Raw genomic sequence first — 16,011 nt, forward strand, 5'->3', positions numbered from 1 at the left:
AGCCGCGGGCAAAAGTAAGGCTTTTTCCTGAAACAACCAAAAAAAAGCCACGAATTTTGATATTCGTGGCCTTATTTTCTTGATTTTTGCTTATTCGTTCTGCAGATATACCACAAATCCACCCTTTTTACCTGTTGGGAAGATACCGCGGATAACCAGCATCTGATCCTTAGAATTATTAGCTTCCTTCACTGCATTCTGCAGATCGTCGAAGGTCTTCATAGGCTCGTCGTTAATGCGCTGGATGATGAATCCCTTAGGAACTCCGGCATCCTTCATCTTGCCGCCGTTAACCTTCACCACCTCAAGACCGTAGTTAATCTCCAGCTGCTTTTTCTGTGCATCGGTGATAGGACGGAAGTCGGCTCCCAGCACATCTGTATCGGCATTCTTAACCACCTTGGTGTTGCCCTGTTCGTTCTTCAGAGTGAGTGTTGCGTTGCGGCTCTTCTTGTCGCGCAAATAGCTGATAGTGATCTTGTCGCCTGGACGTTTCTTAGCCAGTATGCCCTGAAGCTCGCCAAAGCTTGTAACCTTCTTACCGTCGATAGTGGTAATGACATCACCTTCTTTCAGGCCTGCAGCCTCGGCAGCACCGTCTTCAACAACCTTTGCTACGTAGATTCCCTCCATAGTGCCCAGGTCAATCTCCTTGCCGTTATCTTTCTGATTGTCAACGTAACTCTTCACGTCGTTACCCTGAATACCAATCATGGCGCGCTGTACGTTACCATACTGCTTCAGGTCGTCAACAACCTTATTCATAATAGCTGTAGGAATAGCGAATCCGTAACCGATATTAGAACCTGTAGGTGAGGCAAGCATAGCGTTGATACCAACCAACTCGCCGCGGACATTAACGAGCGCACCACCTGAGTTACCCTGATTGATGGCTGCATCGGTCTGAATGAAACTCTCTACACCATTTGCGCCAAGTGTACGAGCCTTAGCCGAGATGATACCTGCAGTAACGGTGTTGTTGAGTCCCAGAGGGTTACCCACAGCGAGCACCCATTCGCCCACCTTTACATCGTCGCTGTTGGCAATCTGGATAGCAGGCAGATTCTTGCCGTCTATCTTAATCAGTGCCAGGTCGGTAGTCTTATCGGCACCTATAACGCGAGCCGAGAACTCTTTTGAACCTTCATTAAGACTAACCGTAAGCTCGTCGGCACCGTCAACAACATGGTTGTTGGTAACGATGTAACCATCAGCTGAGATGATAACACCCGAACCGGCTGCAGCACGCTTGGGAGTCTGAACCTGACGCTGACGGCGTCCGTTGTTTCCCTGACCTTGTCCCTGACCGAAGAAACCTCCGAATGGATTAGAGAAAAACTCCTCGAATGGGTCGCTATATTCTACTGTCTGTATTTTTGAGTTCTGTACAGACTTAATGTAAACTACCGATGGCAGAGCTTTCTCTGCAGCATAGGTAAGGTCTACTGGCTGTCCGGCAGGAGCAGCTGTTGTTGATGTCACAATAGGAGCGGGTGCAGTAGCTGCGTTAGTTTTGCTGATTGCTGCTACTGAAAGAATCAAAGCAACTGCGCATACGGCAGGAGTTGCTACATTTACGATTTTTTTCATATTCTCATTCATTTTTTTAAGTTTTAAATTCTACACTAAAGTTCCCTTTCACGTTTTCATGGTGCAAAAATAAGTGCATTATTTGAAATACTGACAAATTGTCGTTAACTTTTGTCCCAATTTAACAATTGTACCTAAATGCTTAACGCGCATTTGCGATTAACACTTGAAATCTTAAATTACTGACAATTTTAAGTTTTTGTTATAATTTTAGTTGTATATATTTAATTATATCTCTATTTTTGCTGTTGTTATTCTTATTTTATGAAATTTATTGGTATCTTTGCACGCAGAAAACGCACTGCAACGGTTTGTCGCTGGCGCTTCTGAAAGATCGCGCGAGAGGAAAGTCCGGGCAGCATAGGGCGCTCCACTTCTGAAAGTAGAAGCTATTGGTGACAGTAGGTGCCGGCAGAAGAAAATAACCGCCCCGCTTTGACTTCGGTCATCGAAGGGGTAAGGGTGAGAAGGTGGTGTAAGAGACCACCAGCCAGCGGGTGATCGTTGGGCTGTGTCGACTGGAGGCTGCAAGTTCATGTATACCATCGTCTGAGGATTGCCCGTCCGAGTAATACGGTGGAGGGTAGAACGCTTGAGCCATGAGGTGACTTATGGACTAGATAAATGACAAACGCCACACTTGTGTGGTACAGAACCCGGCTTATAGGTGCAGTGCTTTCTTTTTTGAAATATGAAGTTTAAAGAGATATATCGCACTCTGTTTCTTACCATTCGCTTTTTTACCACAAAGCGAGTGATGTCTCAGGCTTCGGCGCTTACTTATTCGTCGCTGCTGGCTATGGTGCCTATTCTGGCAGTTATCTTTGCTATAGCCCGCGGATTCGGTTATAATAAGTATATCGAGATATGGTTTCGCGATGCTCTTTCTTCTCAACCTCAGGTGGCCGATATATTGGCAGGCTTTGTAAACAGCTATCTTATTCATACCCAGAGTGGAATCTTTCTGGGTGTGGGTTTGCTGTTCATGCTCTATACGGTGCTGATGCTGGTTAACAATATTGAAGAGACTTTCAACGAGATTTGGCAGGTTAGTAATGCTCGCCCCATCATCCGCTCGCTTACCAATTATATGGCTATGTTCTTTATTGTGCCTATCATCATTGTAGTGTCGATGGGTCTTTCTATCTTTATGGCAACTATTGCCAATAAGATGAGTGGTATTATGCTGTTGGGGCCAGCTATGCGTCTGTTGCTCGATTTCTCGCCTTATCTGCTGCTTTCATTGCTGTTTATCTGGCTGTATGTTTATATGCCAAATACCGATGTCAAGCTAAAGAGCGCTATTGTGCCAGGAATACTTGCTGGTATCGCTATGCAGTTGTTACAGTTGTTCTATATCCACTCGCAGATTTGGGTTACGGGCTATAACGCCATCTATGGTTCGTTTGCTGCACTTCCACTTTTTATGTTGTGGTTGCAGATATCGTGGACCATCTGTTTGTTTGGAGCACAGCTTACTTTTACTAATCAGAACATGAACCGTTTTGGTATTAATCTCGACGATATCAATATGCACCCTCTGGTTGATATGACTGATGATGAAACAAACGAAGCGGCTAGAGAACTCTACTCCGACCGCCTCGATAGTCTATAATTTTTGTATAACCTACGGATTCTTTTAGTCGGCGTACCGCCTTGGTAAAAGCGGCAAAGCCGAGCGATACGGATTTTACGGATTTATTATTGCTTTAGTAAGTAAGCCTTGAAATCCGCAAAGTCTTTGCTCATTTCTACGCTCTGCTTGGTACCCTTCATGAAGTTTGCAAGGCGCTCTGGTATCTCTACGTCGATACCCAGAATCTCGTCAACCTTCTCCTTGAATTTTGCAGGGTGGGCTGTCTCGCAGAATACGCCAACTTCGCCAGGCTGCAAGCCATCTACTAAGGCCTGATAGCCGCATGCACCGTGAGGATCCAGGATATAGCCTGATGCCTTATAGCACTCACGCATCGTTTCCTTAATCTGCTCGTCGCTATAGGTTGCACCGCTGATGAGCGATGTAATCTTTGCGTGACTCTTGCCATATAGGTCGTAAATACGTGCGAAGTTCGATGGATCGCCTACGTCCATAGCGTTTGCCAAAGTCTGCTTCGATGGTTTTGGCTCGTACTTGCCTGTCTGCAGATAGTTGTAGAATATATCGTTAGCGTTGTTGGCAGCGATAAAGCGCTTGATGGGCAGTCCCATCTGGTGACCAAACAATGCAGCACAGATGTTGCCGAAGTTTCCTGAAGGTACGCACATTACCAGATTGTCAGCCTTGCCTTGTTCTTTCATGCGGGCGTAGGCGTTAAAGTAGTAGAATGCCTGAGGCAGGAAACGGGCCACGTTGATAGAGTTGGCCGATGTCAGCTTCATGTGCTCGTTCAGTTCTGCATCCATAAAGGCGTTCTTTACCAAAGCCTGACAATCGTCGAACACACCATCAACTTCGATAGCGGTGATGTTCTTGCCTAGCGTGGTGAACTGACATTCCTGAATAGGCGAAACCTTTCCCTTAGGATAGAGCACGTATACGTGGATGCCATCAACTCCAAGGAATCCGTTTGCCACAGCCGAACCGGTATCGCCGCTTGTGGCAACCAGTACGTTCACCTCCTTGTGGTTGTTCTCCTGTTTGATAAAGTACTGCAGCAGACGAGCCATAAAACGGGCGCCTACATCCTTAAAGGCGAGGGTAGGGCCATGAAATAGCTCCAGCGTGTAGATGTCATCCTTTACATTTACTACAGGACAGTCGAACTGCAGTGTGTCGTAAACTATATCGTGCAGAGCTTCAGGTTCAACATCCTCTCCGAAGAAAGCGCTGGCTACTGTGTAAGCTATCTCCTGGAAGCTCATCTTCTCGATGTTATCAAAAAACTCTTGTGGCAGTTTGTTGATACGTTCGGGCATATAGAGTCCGCGATCTTCTGCCAATCCCTTAACTACTGCTTTGTGCAGGTCGGCAATGGGAGCCTTGCCGTTAGTGCTATAATATTTCATATTAATTGATAATTGACAATTCTTTTAGTCGGCTGTCGCCTTTGTAAAAGCGGCAGAGCCGAGCGGATAATTATGATAACCTCATAAACTCTTGCATAAATTCGTTGAGCTTTAACAGACCGTAAGAGCCTGATGCACAACTTACTTCATCGTATCGTTCTACCTCGTCTGCAACGATGCCTTTGTACCAGAACAAGAAAGGTACGGGCTGACCTACGTGAATACGCATCTCTACTGGTGTAAGATGGTCGGGCAGAACAGCTATTGCTACAGGCTCGTTCATCTGCATCACCTTATTGTAGATAGGAGTAATAAGGCGCTGGTCCAGATACTCAATCGTTTTCAGCTTCAGTTCCAGGTCACCGTCGTGTCCGGCTTCGTCGCTGGCTTCAACGTGTACAAACACAAAGTCATCGTTCTCAAGTGCCTCTATGGCAGCCTGGGCTTTGCCTTCGTAGTTGGTGTTAGCCAGTCCTGTGGCGCCTTCTACCTCAACTATCTTCAGTCCTGCATAGTGACCGATACCACGAATCAGGTCTACAGCCGAGATAACGGTGCCCGATTTGATGTCAGGATACTGTTGCATCAAGGTTTCCATCGATGGGCGATAGCCGCCGCTCCAGGGCCAGATGCTGTTAGCCTGGCGCTCGCCGCGCTTAGCGCGCTCTATGTTGAATGGATGCTTAGCCAGCAGCTCTTGCGATTTCAAGATGAGTTCATTGAGCAAGTCGGCTGTTGCTTGTGCTTCAGGAATCTCGGGCTTCACCAGCAATTCGCGCCACTCTTCGTTTGGATGGTCGTGGGGTGGGGCACAGATGATGTGCTTATTGCCGCCTTTTATTACCAACAAGTGGCGATACTGAATGCCGGTAATGAATTTTACACGTTCGCAGCCCTCACGCTCGTTGATGGGCTTAGCCAACGTCTCGTTCAGATATTTTATCAGCACGTCGGCATCTTCTGTCTCCAGATTTCCGCCGTTGTGGGTGATAATCTTTCCGTCTTCCAGAGTGATGATGTTGCATCGTATCGCTAAATCATCGTCGGCCATCTCATAGCCTATTGAGGCGGCTTCAAGCGGTCCGCGACCCTCGTAAACCTTATTCAGGTCGTATCCCAGAATGGCGGTGTTGGCTACCTCGCTGCCTGGAGGAAATCCCTCAGGCACAGTAATCAGTCGCCCGCAACGTCCTTCGCGAGCCAGCTGGTCCATCATGGGTTTATTGGCGTATTGCAGCAACGTCTTTCCGCCCAATCTCTCAACAGGCAGGTCAGCCATTCCATCGCCCAGTATAATAATGTGTTTCATAATCAATCCGTAAAATCCGTATAATCCGTAGGCCTTAAATATTCGCGATACTCATTATGTTTGCAAACACTCCTGCAGCGGTTACTGAGGCTCCAGCACCGTAACCCTGTATCAGCATGGGGTATTCCTTGTAGCGCTCGGTGGTAAGCAGTACGATATTGTTTGAGCCTTCCAAACGGTAGAATGGATGGTTGATGTCGACCTCCTTCAGCGCCACATTCGTCTTGCCGTCTTCCATCGTAGCCACAAAGCGCCAACGCTTTCCTTCAGCTTCCAGCTTCTGGCGGCGGGCCTCAAAGTCGGCATCCAGCTCGGGCAACTTCTTCCAGAAGTCGTCTACGCTACCCTCAAAGTATTGGTTGGGCACAAACAGATGCTTCTCTACGTCGGCTTGCTCTACCTGATAGCCTGCCTCGCGGGTCAGGATCACCAGTTTACGAACCACATCGGTTCCGCTCAGGTCTATACGTGGATCAGGCTCGCTGTAGCCCTGCTCCTTAGCTCGGCGCACCGTCTCGCTGAATGGAACATCGGCAGCAATCTCGTTGAAGATGAAGTTCAGCGTGCCACTCAGCACAGCCTCAATCTTCAGAATCTTATCGCCCGAGTTGCGCAGGTCGTTAATCGTACCGATAATAGGCAGTCCGGCACCCACGTTTGTCTCGTAGCGGAACCACACACCGCGGTTGCGGGCTGTCTTCTTCAGCTTCATGTAGTTATCGTAATCGCTCGATGCAGCAATTTTGTTGGCAGCAATTACGCTGATGTTATGCTCCAGGAATGTCTGATATAGCGACGCGATATCCTTGCTGGCTGTACAGTCAACAAACACCGAGTTGAATATATTCATTCCCAGTACCTCGTCGCGCAGGTTCTTGCCCTGAGCCTCAGGTGCTTTCAGCAGTTCGCGATAATTATCAAGGTCGATACCATCGCGGTCGAATACGCCGGCTTTCGACGAAGCGATACCAACCACATTCAGTTTCAGTCCGTTACGCTGCATCAGCGTCTCGTACTGACTGCGAATCTGCTCTATCAGCTTGCCTCCAACGGTTCCAACACCGCAGATAAACAGGTTGAGCACTTTGTATTCCGACAGGAAGAATGAGTCGTGCAGCACGTTGAGCGACTTACGCAGGAACTTACCGTCGACAACGAACGAGATGTTGGTCTCTGATGCACCTTGGGCGCAAGCAATCACTGAGATACCGCTGCGGCCCAGAGTGCCAAACAACTTACCGGCAATACCAGGTGTGTGCTTCATGTTCTCGCCTACGATGGCTATAGTGGCTAGTCCACTCTCAGCGTGCATGGGGAACATCGCGCCTTCTTTAATCTCCTTGGAAAACTCGTCGTTCAGCACCTCAACAGCATCGTTGGCGTCTTCATCGCGCACACCGATAGATGTAGAGTTCTCTGACGAAGCCTGCGACACCATGAATACGCTGATACCCTTGTTGGCCAGCGTGGTGAAGATGCGGCGGTTCACACCAATCACACCCACCATCGAGAGTCCGGTAACGGTAATCAGTGTGGTGCCTTTAATGCTCGATATACCCTTAATAGGCTTCTGGTCGTTCTCAATATGATTCTTAATCAGCGTGCCTGGGTGTTCGGGGTTGAATGTATTCTTTACCTTGATGGGGATATTCTTTACACATACGGGATAGATGGTAGGGGGGTAGATGACCTTGGCGCCGAAGTTACACAGCTCCATCGCCTCGATGTAACTCAGCTCGTTGATGGTGTAGGCCGTCTTGATCACACGTGGATCGGCAGTCATAAATCCGTCAACATCGGTCCAAATTTCCAGCACCTCGGCATCCAGCGCTGCAGCTATGATGGCTGCTGTATAGTCGCTACCGCCACGTCCCAGGTTTGTTGTTTCGCCGGTATCTTTATCGCGACTGATGAATCCCGGCACCACTGCTACATCGGGCATCTCCTTGAAAGCCTCGCGAACCAGCTGGTTGGTCAGGTCGGCAGCCAGACGGTGCTTGCCGTTCTTCTTCTCCGTGCGTATAAAGTCGCGGCTGTTCATGCGTTTGCCGCCTTTTATCATCGTAGCTACGATGTTCGAACTCAGTCGCTCACCGTAACTTACTATTGTATCTTCTGTTTTCTTTGAGAGGTCGTGAATCAGAAATACGCCATAATAAATGCTCTTCAACTGGTCGAACAGCTGATCCACCTTATTAAATAAGTCTACGCGCTTTTTATCATCGGTGATGATGGTGTCTATCATCTGGTGATGTCGTGTCACCATTGCGTCGAATTCCTCGCGCCACTTATCATCACCCTTCAGGGCTAACTGTGAGGTTGATATCAGTTTGTCTGTGATACCGCCCAGCGCACTTACTACTACTACGACAGGTTGCGTCCGAGCCTCTGCCTCAACGATTTTTTTCAAGCTAAGAATGCTTTTTACGGAACCTACGGACGTTCCGCCGAATTTCAATACTTTCATATTCCTATGCAATTTATCTTGCCTAAGGCGGTACCCCTAAACAAGCAGGGCTTCATCCACCGGCGCTGCAAAGGTAAGTGTTTTTGTGCAAACGGCCAAATATCTGAAAGGTTTTTTGGCTATTTACTTTCATTTTATCATAATTCCCGTATAAATTCTTCCACTTTTGATACCAAGACGGCGTGCAGAGAAGAATCTTTCGTATTGTTGATAGGTGCAGATGCCAGTTATCTCGATGTTCTCGTGGGGCACACCAGCCTGCTCCAACTGGAGTGCATTAGCCTGCCACAGGTCGATATGCCACTTGCCGTTTCGTTTAAACGAAATCTTCTCCATATCGAAATTGGCTTCGCTGAAGGCATCATACACTTCATCGCCTACCTCGAACGAGTCGGGGCCTATACTCGGACCAATCACTATCTTCAGGTATTCGGCTTTCGTTCCGTATCGCTCAGCCATCGCCTCAATCGTTTTGCAACCTATGCGGGCCACCGTTCCTCGCCAGCCAGCGTGTACTGCTGCTATCGCGCACGCGCGTGTATCATAGATAAGTATAGGCACGCAGTCGGCTGTCGATACGCCGATACATGTTTCTGGCAGAGTAGTCATCAGGGCGTCGATACCATCAAATTTATCGCCCAGGTTTTCTTCGGTTACCTCGGCTATCTCTGTGCCATGTACTTGTAGGGGCAGTATCAGGCGTTCTTTCGGGATGTCCAGCAACAAGTCACTTAGTATTGCTCGGCATAAAGATACTTTCTCGGGGTTGTCGCCTGTATAGTCTGTAATGTTAAACCCGTCGTAGGGCTTGGTTGCATCTTCGCACGCACGTGGGGTAGAAAATGCATATACTTTTTCGTCTATGTTATATTGTACCATACTGCAAAGGTATTGTTTTTATTTGTAAAAGCGCATTTAATCGGCGTTTTTTCTATATTTTAAACGTTTGGGTTATGAAGGTTGATATGCGTCAATTGGTTTGATGTGTATCAATAAAAGAGTTGTGTTCGTACACAATTCTTCAAAAAGTCTTGTTTGGGTCAAAAAATCGCCGTACCTTCGCATCGTCAAAAGACATAAAGGATAACGTTTTAAAGTTTAAAGTAGGTCGACCATAAGGGTTGTCCGAGTAAAGAAAAGAAAGGGTAAAAAGATGAAAAAGATGATTTTGACACTGGTAGCAATGCTGAGTATGACAACTGCATTTGCAGAAGGCGAGACCGCAACCGTAGTAAGCAATGTAGAGGCTTATGACATGAATATCAATATGGATAAGCTCTCACGTGCTTTGAATCTGGCCAACGACCAGAAGGAGGTTGTAGAGAACATCCAGAACACATTTGCAGCCGAGATGAATTTCGCTGCACAGTATGGCGACAACGACCGCACCTCAATGGTTAAGCGTGCCATCGAGAATGATGTAAAGTGGATGCGTTATGTACTCAATGATGATCAGATGCGCAAGTATCTAGTTTTGCTCAACACTACCATCAATAACCGTGGTTTGAACAAATAAATACGTTAGTTTTATTGGTTGTTTTATCCCCTGCTTGACTCATCAGGCAGGGGATTTTTGTTTTTAGTTTGTGTCAATTTCACAAAAATGTTGTGCCAATTTAGCAAAACAGGTATTTTTGCATTGCCCATTCTGAATTATTGCTTATATTTGCACCCAGATTAATCAAACAATTTAAAATTTATAAATATGAAAGAAAACAAAAACAAAAAGAATGAAGAGCAGCTCCAGGACGAGCAGCTAAGTGAAGTGAATGGTGGCGGTAGTCATCGTGGTGAAACAAATCAAGGTGAAGGCTCTTCAGATGATAAGACTGTTTTTATTTAATATGAAGAAGATTGCTGTACAGTATAAGTATTCATCGATCGAAGATATGAATACTAATATGTTCGAGCCGATGTTGGAATCAGGTATAGCCCAGGAAAGGGTCGACAAAGTACGTGAATTATTAGAAACATTACATTCCTAAAATTACAATTATTAGAAAACATTCTAAATCTTACTTAATATGAAAAAGAACCTAAAAACTCTCGCAGCCCTGGCGTGCTGCATAATAACTACAACGGTGTTTACTGCATGTAACGATGTTGACGACAATCCCGTCTCGCCTATAGCAGATGGAATTATTATCAACGGGAAGAACTTTCCTGATCCCGGCTTCCGTAGTTTCCTTCTTGGTCAAGACTATGGAGAAGATTGTGTACTGACCGAAGCAGAAATCAAGAACATAACCCAAATAGATGTATCTTATAGCTTTATCGAAAGTCTGAAAGGTATTGAGTATTTCACTGCTTTGAAAAGACTGGATTGTGAGGATTGCGAACTAACCGAACTCGACCTCTCGAAGAATACTGCATTAACATTTCTAGATTGCTGTGACAATAATCTTACATCGCTCAATGTGTCTAACAACGCATTGCTCGATAGTCTGGATTGTTGTTATAATAATCTAACCGAACTCAACGTTTCAAAAAATACAGCATTACGAGGACTGCTTTGTTATGAAAATGAATTGACTTCGCTCGACCTTACGAAGAATACAGCATTAGAGGAACTGGATTTTGAGTTCAATAACATTACTTCGATCGACCTTTCAAATAATGTAGCTCTGAAAATTCTGTATTGCGCCGGAAATGGAATCACATCGCTCGACGTCTCTAAGTGCACGGCATTAGAAATGCTACAATGCGGTCCCAACAAGATAAGTGGACAGAATATGGACGACCTGATAGGCGGTCTGCCACAGAACACCACTTCTACTTTATACAAATTCAATGTTATCGATACCAGTTATACTAAATTTACGGAGGAGAATGTTTGCACTAAGAGTCAGGTTGCCGCACTCAAGGCCAAGGGCTGGAACCCGATGCAATGGGATGACGACGAATACAAGTGGGTAGACTACCCCGGCAGCGACGATTAACCCCCAAGATTGCTATGAGGCCACCCAGAATTGGAGAGTCCATTAAGAACTAATTTCATCAGATGAACTTTGGTACTTATAAACAGGGCAATTCTTTGAAGGGACGCAAGAAAGGAGACGCTTGCCTAAGCAAGAATCTATTGGTTCTTATTTAGGTACATTAGTGTCCCATTTTAACGGGACACTAATGATATTTTTTCTCAATTCGATGAGAAAAATGAAGAAAAAAAGGTGTTCAGAAGATAATCTGAGCACATAGTCTATCTTCCCTTATTACTTTTGGTGCAGCCTTTCCCGCCAGCACCAAAATCTTCTTTCCATTGCGGTAAACATGTAGCTGGCGAGAACGAACTACTGCAGTAATTTCTGGATCATTTTGCATCGCCAACCAAAGCTGATGATACATGCCATCCTCTTCGAATAGCTTCTTCTGCAAGTGTGAACACATGTTGGCAGTATCGACGTCAACCATACTTAACTAACATCTAAATAATTGGAATTCTAATCGTTAATTACATAATCAAGCTTATTCGCATCGGTACTGCATTTCAAAGCAAAAGGAGAATTATTTTTAGAAACATAAATTTCTAATAATCTTGAAAAATCACTCTTCTCATTAAATATTTCTATCGAAACCTTATCAGATTTTTTAAATGGTCCACAAATTACCTCATCTTCAATTTGATGCTTCTTCGTAGATGGATAGGAATAATTAATAGTATTTGTTATAGGTCTATTGGTAGATGATATCGAAGAAACATACTTAATGTCGTAAATACAAAAATGTGCATGTCCATTTATAATACCATTGGTGAGCCAATGGTATTTTACATAGTATTCAACATTATTACCAGGATTATCATTCATATCAGAGTCATTTTTACTACAACTCATTATCGATAATAATGAAGCAATTGTTAGGAATATAATTTTTCTCATAAATAACAAATTAAAAAAGCGTCACAAAACAAATCATTAGTATTATACCTGGGCAAAGATAGTAAAAATAGAGCAGACAGAGAAGTTTTTTGCCAAATATTCAGTAATTTTTAGAATTTTATTTCGTACCTTTGCACCCCCAAAAGAAAGAATAATGACATTACGCGACCTCATAAACTCCGTAGACTCCGAGCAGTATAGCGACAATCCGCTATACCAGAAGCTACGTACCACAAAGCCCGAATACGGCTATATCCAACGTATTCAGGTAAAAGAGCAGGATGGCCAGCTCGTAATTACCAACGCCCACGTTGGTTCCCTGGGCGACATTCTCACATATGTAATTGAAGTCGCACCTGAGCTGAACATCTCAAAGGTCCAGCTCTTGGACGCTATCCTGCAGGAAATGTCAAAAGGCGGCTTCTCCGAAGATGAAGAGTCCGCCTTTTGGGATGATTTCGATAATCTGCAAAAAGCCAAGATTATCCGATAATTCTATTTTATTTCTTCTAAGGCTCCTGTCTCTGAATCGATAATGAAGCCACGAACCATAATATCTTTGGGGACAAGTGGATGAGTTCTGATGGTTTCAACTGTCTTACGGACTGACTCGGGCGTATCTTTGAATCCTTCAAGCCAGTGATTTAAGTCGATGCCGCACTTGCGGATAGTATCGAGTGTTGCATCAGTAACGCCACGGGCTATCATCTCATGATGGAAGTGGTCATAACTCATGTGGCAGGCACCACAATGCGAGTGAGCCACCACCATGATTTCCTCGACACCAAGTTCATAAATAGCCACAATCAGGCTACGCATGGCAGAATCAAACGCAGAAATAACTAAACCTCCTGCATTCTTGATGATTTTGGCATCTCCATTCTTCAATCCCAAAGCTGCTGGAAGAAGCTCTGTCAAGCGGGTGTCCATACATGACAATACCGCCAGTTTCTTATCTGGATACTTGCTGGTTAGATACTTCTCGTAGCCTTTCTGTTCAACAAAAGTTTTGTTGTAAGCAATAATCTGGTCAATCATAAGCATTATATTTTTATTCCTTAAATTTCCCTTTCATCCAAAGCTTCCAGTACTTCCATCCGCCTGTTGTCCACAGAGCCAGGAAGATAAGCACAGGTTGGAAGAACAATCGAATAAGTCGGGCCTGATTACTCTTCTACCTCACAGTGCAGGAATCCCATTTCCTTGGCCTTCTCCTGATTCATCAGGAAATAGATAGCCTCGCCTTCGTTGCAGAGTTCGCCCTTCGAATTAGTTATCTCCGCATTGATATATACCAGATTGCGTACTTGCTTCGATACTTTTGCCCGAATGGTCAGCTCTGGTTCAGTAGTCGGAATGGCTTTCTTGAACTTCACATTCAGCTGGACGGTATAGCCGCTGGTCTGCAGTTTGCGGGTGACCACCCATCCGCACACTTCATCAATCAATGTACTCAGAATGCCGCCGTGCATAGTGTTTACCCAGCCTTGATAATTGTGCTGGGGATTCCATTTACTTACAATATAGTCGCCATCCTCATAGAACTCCAAATGAAGTCCGATGGGATTGTCAGGACAACAGCCAAAGCAGTTGTACTCAGGATGGTTGCGCCAAGGATTAATAATCTTCTTCATATTCTATAATTTACAATTTTTAGAAGATCCTCGATTCTGTCAATAATGAATTCGGGTCTTGCTTCTTTTAGTTCTTCCTCTGTTCCATTTCCCCAAGTCACGCCACATGTCTTAGCCCCAGCATTGGCTCCCATCATGATATCTACCGCCATATCACCCACAACAAGTGTTTCGCTGGCATCAAAGTGCATCGCTGCCAGCGTTTTCAGTACTGGCTCAGGCTTGGGCTTTGCCTCCTTTACATCATCAGCACCAAGCAGTAGCGATATGTAATCAGCTATCCCCATGTTGTGAGTCAACTCTGTTAGAGAATTGCGAGAGCGAGAAGAAGCGATGGTGAGCACTATTCCTTTCTGATGCAATGCGGCTAATGTGTCAACTACTCCAGGAAACGCCTGTGGCTGTATCTTCTTGAGGTTCTCATTGAATATGCGTCTGTAAGTTTCTGAACAACGAGTTATCAGCTCTTCCTGAATATTAGGGAATAAGGTTTTGAAGCAACCTGCCAATGGCAGACCAATTACAGAAGCACACTCATCTTCATTGCGATACGGCAGCTGATGCTCTGCTATAGTCATCTGCATGGTGGTTACGATGTTTCGTCGTGTATCGCCCAGTGTACCGTCAAAGTCGAATATTATCAGTTTTATTTTGTTTGGCATATATCTAAAATTCTAAATTCACTTAATTCTATCGGCAAAAACAGTGCAAACCGAAAGCAGAAAGCTCGCTTTATGCTGAGGTGCTGTCTGTTTTCGCAATTTTTTATTGCAAAAATAGCGATTTCCCGACAATTATCATTATATTTGTCCCCAATTTTAGGATAGTTTATGAAGAAAGGTAGTATTATAACTGCAATCACTGTTCTGCTAGTGCCGATGATGGCTATGGCGCAAAAACAGTATTTCCTGCCAACGGGTAGTGCAGATATGTCAGAAAATGATAAACCGATGATTGAGGTTTATCTGCCTCGTCAGGATGTTGCAAATGGTTGTGCCGTAGTGCTCTGCCCAGGCGGTGCTATGCGTTGGTTGTCGTGGGATAGCGACGTGGTAAAGATGGCTCAGTTCCTGAACGAACGTGGTATTGCTGCCATAGGTCTGCGTTATCATCTTAATAAAGGCTACGGACAGATGCCCAAGGATGTAAAAATGCTGGCGCAAACGCCGAGCTACACATGTATGGCGATGGCAAAGGCCCGTACGAGCTCATGCCTCAAACTGGCGAAACAACCACAGAAACATGGAGCACCCAGCTGATTCAATGGCTGAAAGCGAAAGGGTTTTATAAACAAATGAGTAAACTGCGTGAACTAAATCTTAGGGATTTCGGCTATAGCATAGGCATTCCCAAAGGATTGCTTCTGCGTAGCGGCAAACTGAGCATCTTTACGGAGGAAGAATGCGCAGCATTTTGCCGTAAGTATGGCGTCAAGTGCGTTATCGACCTGCGTACGCCAATAGAATCAGCTGAATTTCCCGACCCATTGCCCGAGGGTGTGGAGTATCTGCAATTCCCACTTCTGAAAGATGCTGCGGTTGGCATTACACACGAAACAGGTTCTGACGCTATGACCATTATCCGCAATCTGCGTAAGCACCCTGAGAAACTTAAAGAAATGGTGCCCGATTTCAAGGCACTATACAAAGAGATTGTTACCGATGAGTACTCTCGTACTAATCTCGACAAGGCGGTAGCAGTAATGCGGCAGAATGCTGAAAATGGTATTTGCACCCTCTGTCATTGTACGGCAGGAAAGGATCGTACAGGCATAGCTAGCATGGTGTTGCTAAAATCTTATGGCGTGAGCGATGAGGAAATTATCAAGGATTTTATGCGTACAAATCGTAATGCCTTCTGGCCCACGATAAAGAAATGCCTGGGTGTATGGCTGCTGACGAGAAACTGGGATTTAGTTAAAACCGCCTATAAATGTTTTATGGCCGATAGGGAGCTTATAGAAATAGCAATGGCAAATTATGATTGACTTACATAAAAAAGTGCAGTAATTTAAAAACCTACTGCACTTTCTTTTTTGTTTTCAGGCTGTTTCTAAACCAGCCCGTAGCTCATACAAGATGTTGCTCCCAATGCCGTCAAAATAGCCGATGCTATCGAGGCAATAAG

The 16,011-nt window shown here is 45.1% G+C and carries 18 protein-coding genes and 1 other RNA gene; 8 read left to right on the plus strand and 11 right to left on the minus strand.

Annotation, left to right across the window (positions count from 1 at the left end; genetic code table 11):
* Positions 1 to 90: 90 nt before the first annotated feature.
* Positions 91 to 1,590 carry a Do family serine endopeptidase gene (locus BUB86_RS14255; RefSeq protein ID WP_073210735.1) on the minus strand — a complete coding sequence of 500 codons (1,500 nt, stop codon included), beginning with the start codon at positions 1,588 to 1,590 and terminating at the stop codon, positions 91 to 93.
* A gap of 298 nt (positions 1,591 to 1,888) precedes the next feature.
* On the opposite strand from BUB86_RS14255, the gene rnpB reads away from it, so the two are divergent.
* An RNA gene (rnpB, locus tag BUB86_RS14260) (RNase P RNA component class A) lies at positions 1,889 to 2,270 on the plus strand.
* Positions 2,271 to 2,281: 11 nt separating this feature from the next.
* A complete protein-coding gene (locus tag BUB86_RS14265) occupies positions 2,282 to 3,205 on the plus strand; it encodes a YihY/virulence factor BrkB family protein (RefSeq protein ID WP_073210703.1) in 924 nt (307 codons plus the stop codon).
* A gap of 86 nt (positions 3,206 to 3,291) precedes the next feature.
* Here BUB86_RS14265 and thrC read toward each other — a convergent pair whose 3' ends face one another.
* The 4 genes from thrC to pgeF form a co-directional block, all read right to left on the minus strand.
* Positions 3,292 to 4,596, minus strand: coding sequence for a threonine synthase (thrC, locus tag BUB86_RS14270; RefSeq protein WP_073210705.1), 1,305 nt, complete (start codon positions 4,594 to 4,596; stop codon positions 3,292 to 3,294).
* 70 nt (positions 4,597 to 4,666) lie between these two features.
* Positions 4,667 to 5,905: a cofactor-independent phosphoglycerate mutase gene (locus BUB86_RS14275; protein ID WP_073210707.1), complete on the minus strand. Its 1,239-nt coding sequence runs from the start codon at positions 5,903 to 5,905 to the stop codon at positions 4,667 to 4,669.
* 34 nt (positions 5,906 to 5,939) lie between these two features.
* Entirely contained in the window at positions 5,940 to 8,372 is a 2,433-nt protein-coding gene (thrA, locus tag BUB86_RS14280) for a bifunctional aspartate kinase/homoserine dehydrogenase I (RefSeq protein ID WP_073210708.1), read from the minus strand.
* Positions 8,373 to 8,501: 129 nt separating this feature from the next.
* Complete coding sequence (pgeF, locus tag BUB86_RS14285) at positions 8,502 to 9,251, minus strand: peptidoglycan editing factor PgeF (RefSeq protein WP_073210710.1); 750 nt, start codon at positions 9,249 to 9,251, stop codon at positions 8,502 to 8,504.
* Positions 9,252 to 9,525: 274 nt separating this feature from the next.
* Here pgeF and BUB86_RS14290 point away from each other — a divergent pair, with 274 nt between their 5' ends.
* The 3 genes from BUB86_RS14290 (at position 9,526) to BUB86_RS14295 (ending at position 11,311) form a co-directional block, all read left to right on the plus strand.
* Positions 9,526 to 9,888 carry a hypothetical protein gene (locus tag BUB86_RS14290; RefSeq protein WP_073210711.1) on the plus strand — a complete coding sequence of 121 codons (363 nt, stop codon included), beginning with the start codon at positions 9,526 to 9,528 and terminating at the stop codon, positions 9,886 to 9,888.
* A 189-nt stretch (positions 9,889 to 10,077) separates the two neighbouring features.
* On the plus strand, positions 10,078 to 10,215 hold the full coding sequence (locus tag BUB86_RS17740) for a hypothetical protein (protein WP_175549513.1): 138 nt from the start codon (positions 10,078 to 10,080) through the stop codon (positions 10,213 to 10,215).
* 181 nt (positions 10,216 to 10,396) lie between these two features.
* Entirely contained in the window at positions 10,397 to 11,311 is a 915-nt protein-coding gene (locus BUB86_RS14295) for a leucine-rich repeat domain-containing protein (RefSeq protein WP_073210713.1), read from the plus strand.
* Positions 11,312 to 11,546: 235 nt separating this feature from the next.
* Here BUB86_RS14295 and BUB86_RS14300 read toward each other — a convergent pair whose 3' ends face one another.
* Positions 11,547 to 11,783 (minus strand): hypothetical protein, encoded by a 237-nt coding sequence (locus tag BUB86_RS14300; protein ID WP_073210715.1) that lies wholly within the window; start codon positions 11,781 to 11,783, stop codon positions 11,547 to 11,549.
* 29 nt (positions 11,784 to 11,812) lie between these two features.
* A complete protein-coding gene (locus BUB86_RS14305; RefSeq protein WP_073210717.1) occupies positions 11,813 to 12,250 on the minus strand; it encodes a hypothetical protein in 438 nt (145 codons plus the stop codon).
* 154 nt (positions 12,251 to 12,404) lie between these two features.
* Between BUB86_RS14305 and BUB86_RS14310 the strand changes: the two genes are divergently transcribed.
* Positions 12,405 to 12,743: a hypothetical protein gene (locus BUB86_RS14310; RefSeq protein ID WP_073210719.1), complete on the plus strand. Its 339-nt coding sequence runs from the start codon at positions 12,405 to 12,407 to the stop codon at positions 12,741 to 12,743.
* 2 nt (positions 12,744 to 12,745) lie between these two features.
* On the opposite strand, the gene BUB86_RS14315 is transcribed toward BUB86_RS14310, so the two are convergent.
* The 3 genes from BUB86_RS14315 to BUB86_RS14325 all read right to left on the minus strand — a co-directional run bounded on the left by BUB86_RS14315 (position 12,746) and on the right by BUB86_RS14325 (position 14,546).
* The gene (locus BUB86_RS14315) at positions 12,746 to 13,288 is read right to left on the minus strand and encodes a beta-class carbonic anhydrase (RefSeq protein ID WP_073210737.1); all 543 of its coding nucleotides are present in this window, start codon (positions 13,286 to 13,288) and stop codon (positions 12,746 to 12,748) included.
* A 128-nt stretch (positions 13,289 to 13,416) separates the two neighbouring features.
* Entirely contained in the window at positions 13,417 to 13,884 is a 468-nt protein-coding gene (locus BUB86_RS14320; protein ID WP_073210721.1) for a PaaI family thioesterase, read from the minus strand.
* On the minus strand, positions 13,881 to 14,546 hold the full coding sequence (locus BUB86_RS14325) for an HAD family hydrolase (protein ID WP_073210722.1): 666 nt from the start codon (positions 14,544 to 14,546) through the stop codon (positions 13,881 to 13,883). The genes BUB86_RS14320 and BUB86_RS14325 overlap by 4 nt, the downstream gene beginning before the upstream one ends.
* A gap of 168 nt (positions 14,547 to 14,714) precedes the next feature.
* Here BUB86_RS14325 and BUB86_RS14330 point away from each other — a divergent pair, with 168 nt between their 5' ends.
* Entirely contained in the window at positions 14,715 to 15,143 is a 429-nt protein-coding gene (locus BUB86_RS14330; RefSeq protein WP_073210724.1) for a hypothetical protein, read from the plus strand.
* Positions 15,144 to 15,178: 35 nt separating this feature from the next.
* Positions 15,179 to 15,871 carry a tyrosine-protein phosphatase gene (locus BUB86_RS14335; protein WP_073210726.1) on the plus strand — a complete coding sequence of 231 codons (693 nt, stop codon included), beginning with the start codon at positions 15,179 to 15,181 and terminating at the stop codon, positions 15,869 to 15,871.
* A 65-nt stretch (positions 15,872 to 15,936) separates the two neighbouring features.
* Here BUB86_RS14335 and BUB86_RS18065 read toward each other — a convergent pair whose 3' ends face one another.
* On the minus strand, positions 15,937 to 16,008 hold the full coding sequence (locus tag BUB86_RS18065; RefSeq protein WP_262503405.1) for a smalltalk protein: 72 nt from the start codon (positions 16,006 to 16,008) through the stop codon (positions 15,937 to 15,939).
* Positions 16,009 to 16,011: the final 3 nt, after the last annotated feature.

The sequence above is a fragment of the Xylanibacter ruminicola genome (genome assembly GCF_900142525.1).
GTDB classification, from domain to species: Bacteria; Bacteroidota; Bacteroidia; order Bacteroidales; family Bacteroidaceae; genus Prevotella; species Prevotella ruminicola_A.

Bases quoted from the DNA above. Each gene is read 5' to 3' on its own strand.
- thrC (WP_073210705.1), bottom strand. From the start codon at position 4,596: ATGAAATATTATAGCACTAACGGCAAGGCTCCCATTGCCGACCTGCAC.
- BUB86_RS14300 (WP_073210715.1), bottom strand. From the start codon at position 11,783: ATGGTTGACGTCGATACTGCCAACATGTGTTCACACTTGCAGAAGAAG.
- thrA (WP_073210708.1), bottom strand. From the start codon at position 8,372: ATGAAAGTATTGAAATTCGGCGGAACGTCCGTAGGTTCCGTAAAAAGC.
- BUB86_RS14295 (WP_073210713.1), top strand. From the start codon at position 10,397: ATGAAAAAGAACCTAAAAACTCTCGCAGCCCTGGCGTGCTGCATAATA.
- BUB86_RS14290 (WP_073210711.1), top strand. From the start codon at position 9,526: ATGAAAAAGATGATTTTGACACTGGTAGCAATGCTGAGTATGACAACT.
- BUB86_RS14255 (WP_073210735.1), bottom strand. From the start codon at position 1,590: ATGAAAAAAATCGTAAATGTAGCAACTCCTGCCGTATGCGCAGTTGCT.
- BUB86_RS14320 (WP_073210721.1), bottom strand. From the start codon at position 13,884: ATGAAGAAGATTATTAATCCTTGGCGCAACCATCCTGAGTACAACTGC.
- BUB86_RS14335 (WP_073210726.1), top strand. From the start codon at position 15,179: ATGAGTAAACTGCGTGAACTAAATCTTAGGGATTTCGGCTATAGCATA.
- BUB86_RS14330 (WP_073210724.1), top strand. From the start codon at position 14,715: ATGAAGAAAGGTAGTATTATAACTGCAATCACTGTTCTGCTAGTGCCG.
- BUB86_RS14275 (WP_073210707.1), bottom strand. From the start codon at position 5,905: ATGAAACACATTATTATACTGGGCGATGGAATGGCTGACCTGCCTGTT.
- BUB86_RS14315 (WP_073210737.1), bottom strand. From the start codon at position 13,288: ATGATTGACCAGATTATTGCTTACAACAAAACTTTTGTTGAACAGAAA.
- BUB86_RS17740 (WP_175549513.1), top strand. From the start codon at position 10,078: ATGAAAGAAAACAAAAACAAAAAGAATGAAGAGCAGCTCCAGGACGAG.
- BUB86_RS14305 (WP_073210717.1), bottom strand. From the start codon at position 12,250: ATGAGAAAAATTATATTCCTAACAATTGCTTCATTATTATCGATAATG.
- pgeF (WP_073210710.1), bottom strand. From the start codon at position 9,251: ATGGTACAATATAACATAGACGAAAAAGTATATGCATTTTCTACCCCA.
- BUB86_RS14265 (WP_073210703.1), top strand. From the start codon at position 2,282: ATGAAGTTTAAAGAGATATATCGCACTCTGTTTCTTACCATTCGCTTT.
- BUB86_RS14325 (WP_073210722.1), bottom strand. From the start codon at position 14,546: ATGCCAAACAAAATAAAACTGATAATATTCGACTTTGACGGTACACTG.
- BUB86_RS14310 (WP_073210719.1), top strand. From the start codon at position 12,405: ATGACATTACGCGACCTCATAAACTCCGTAGACTCCGAGCAGTATAGC.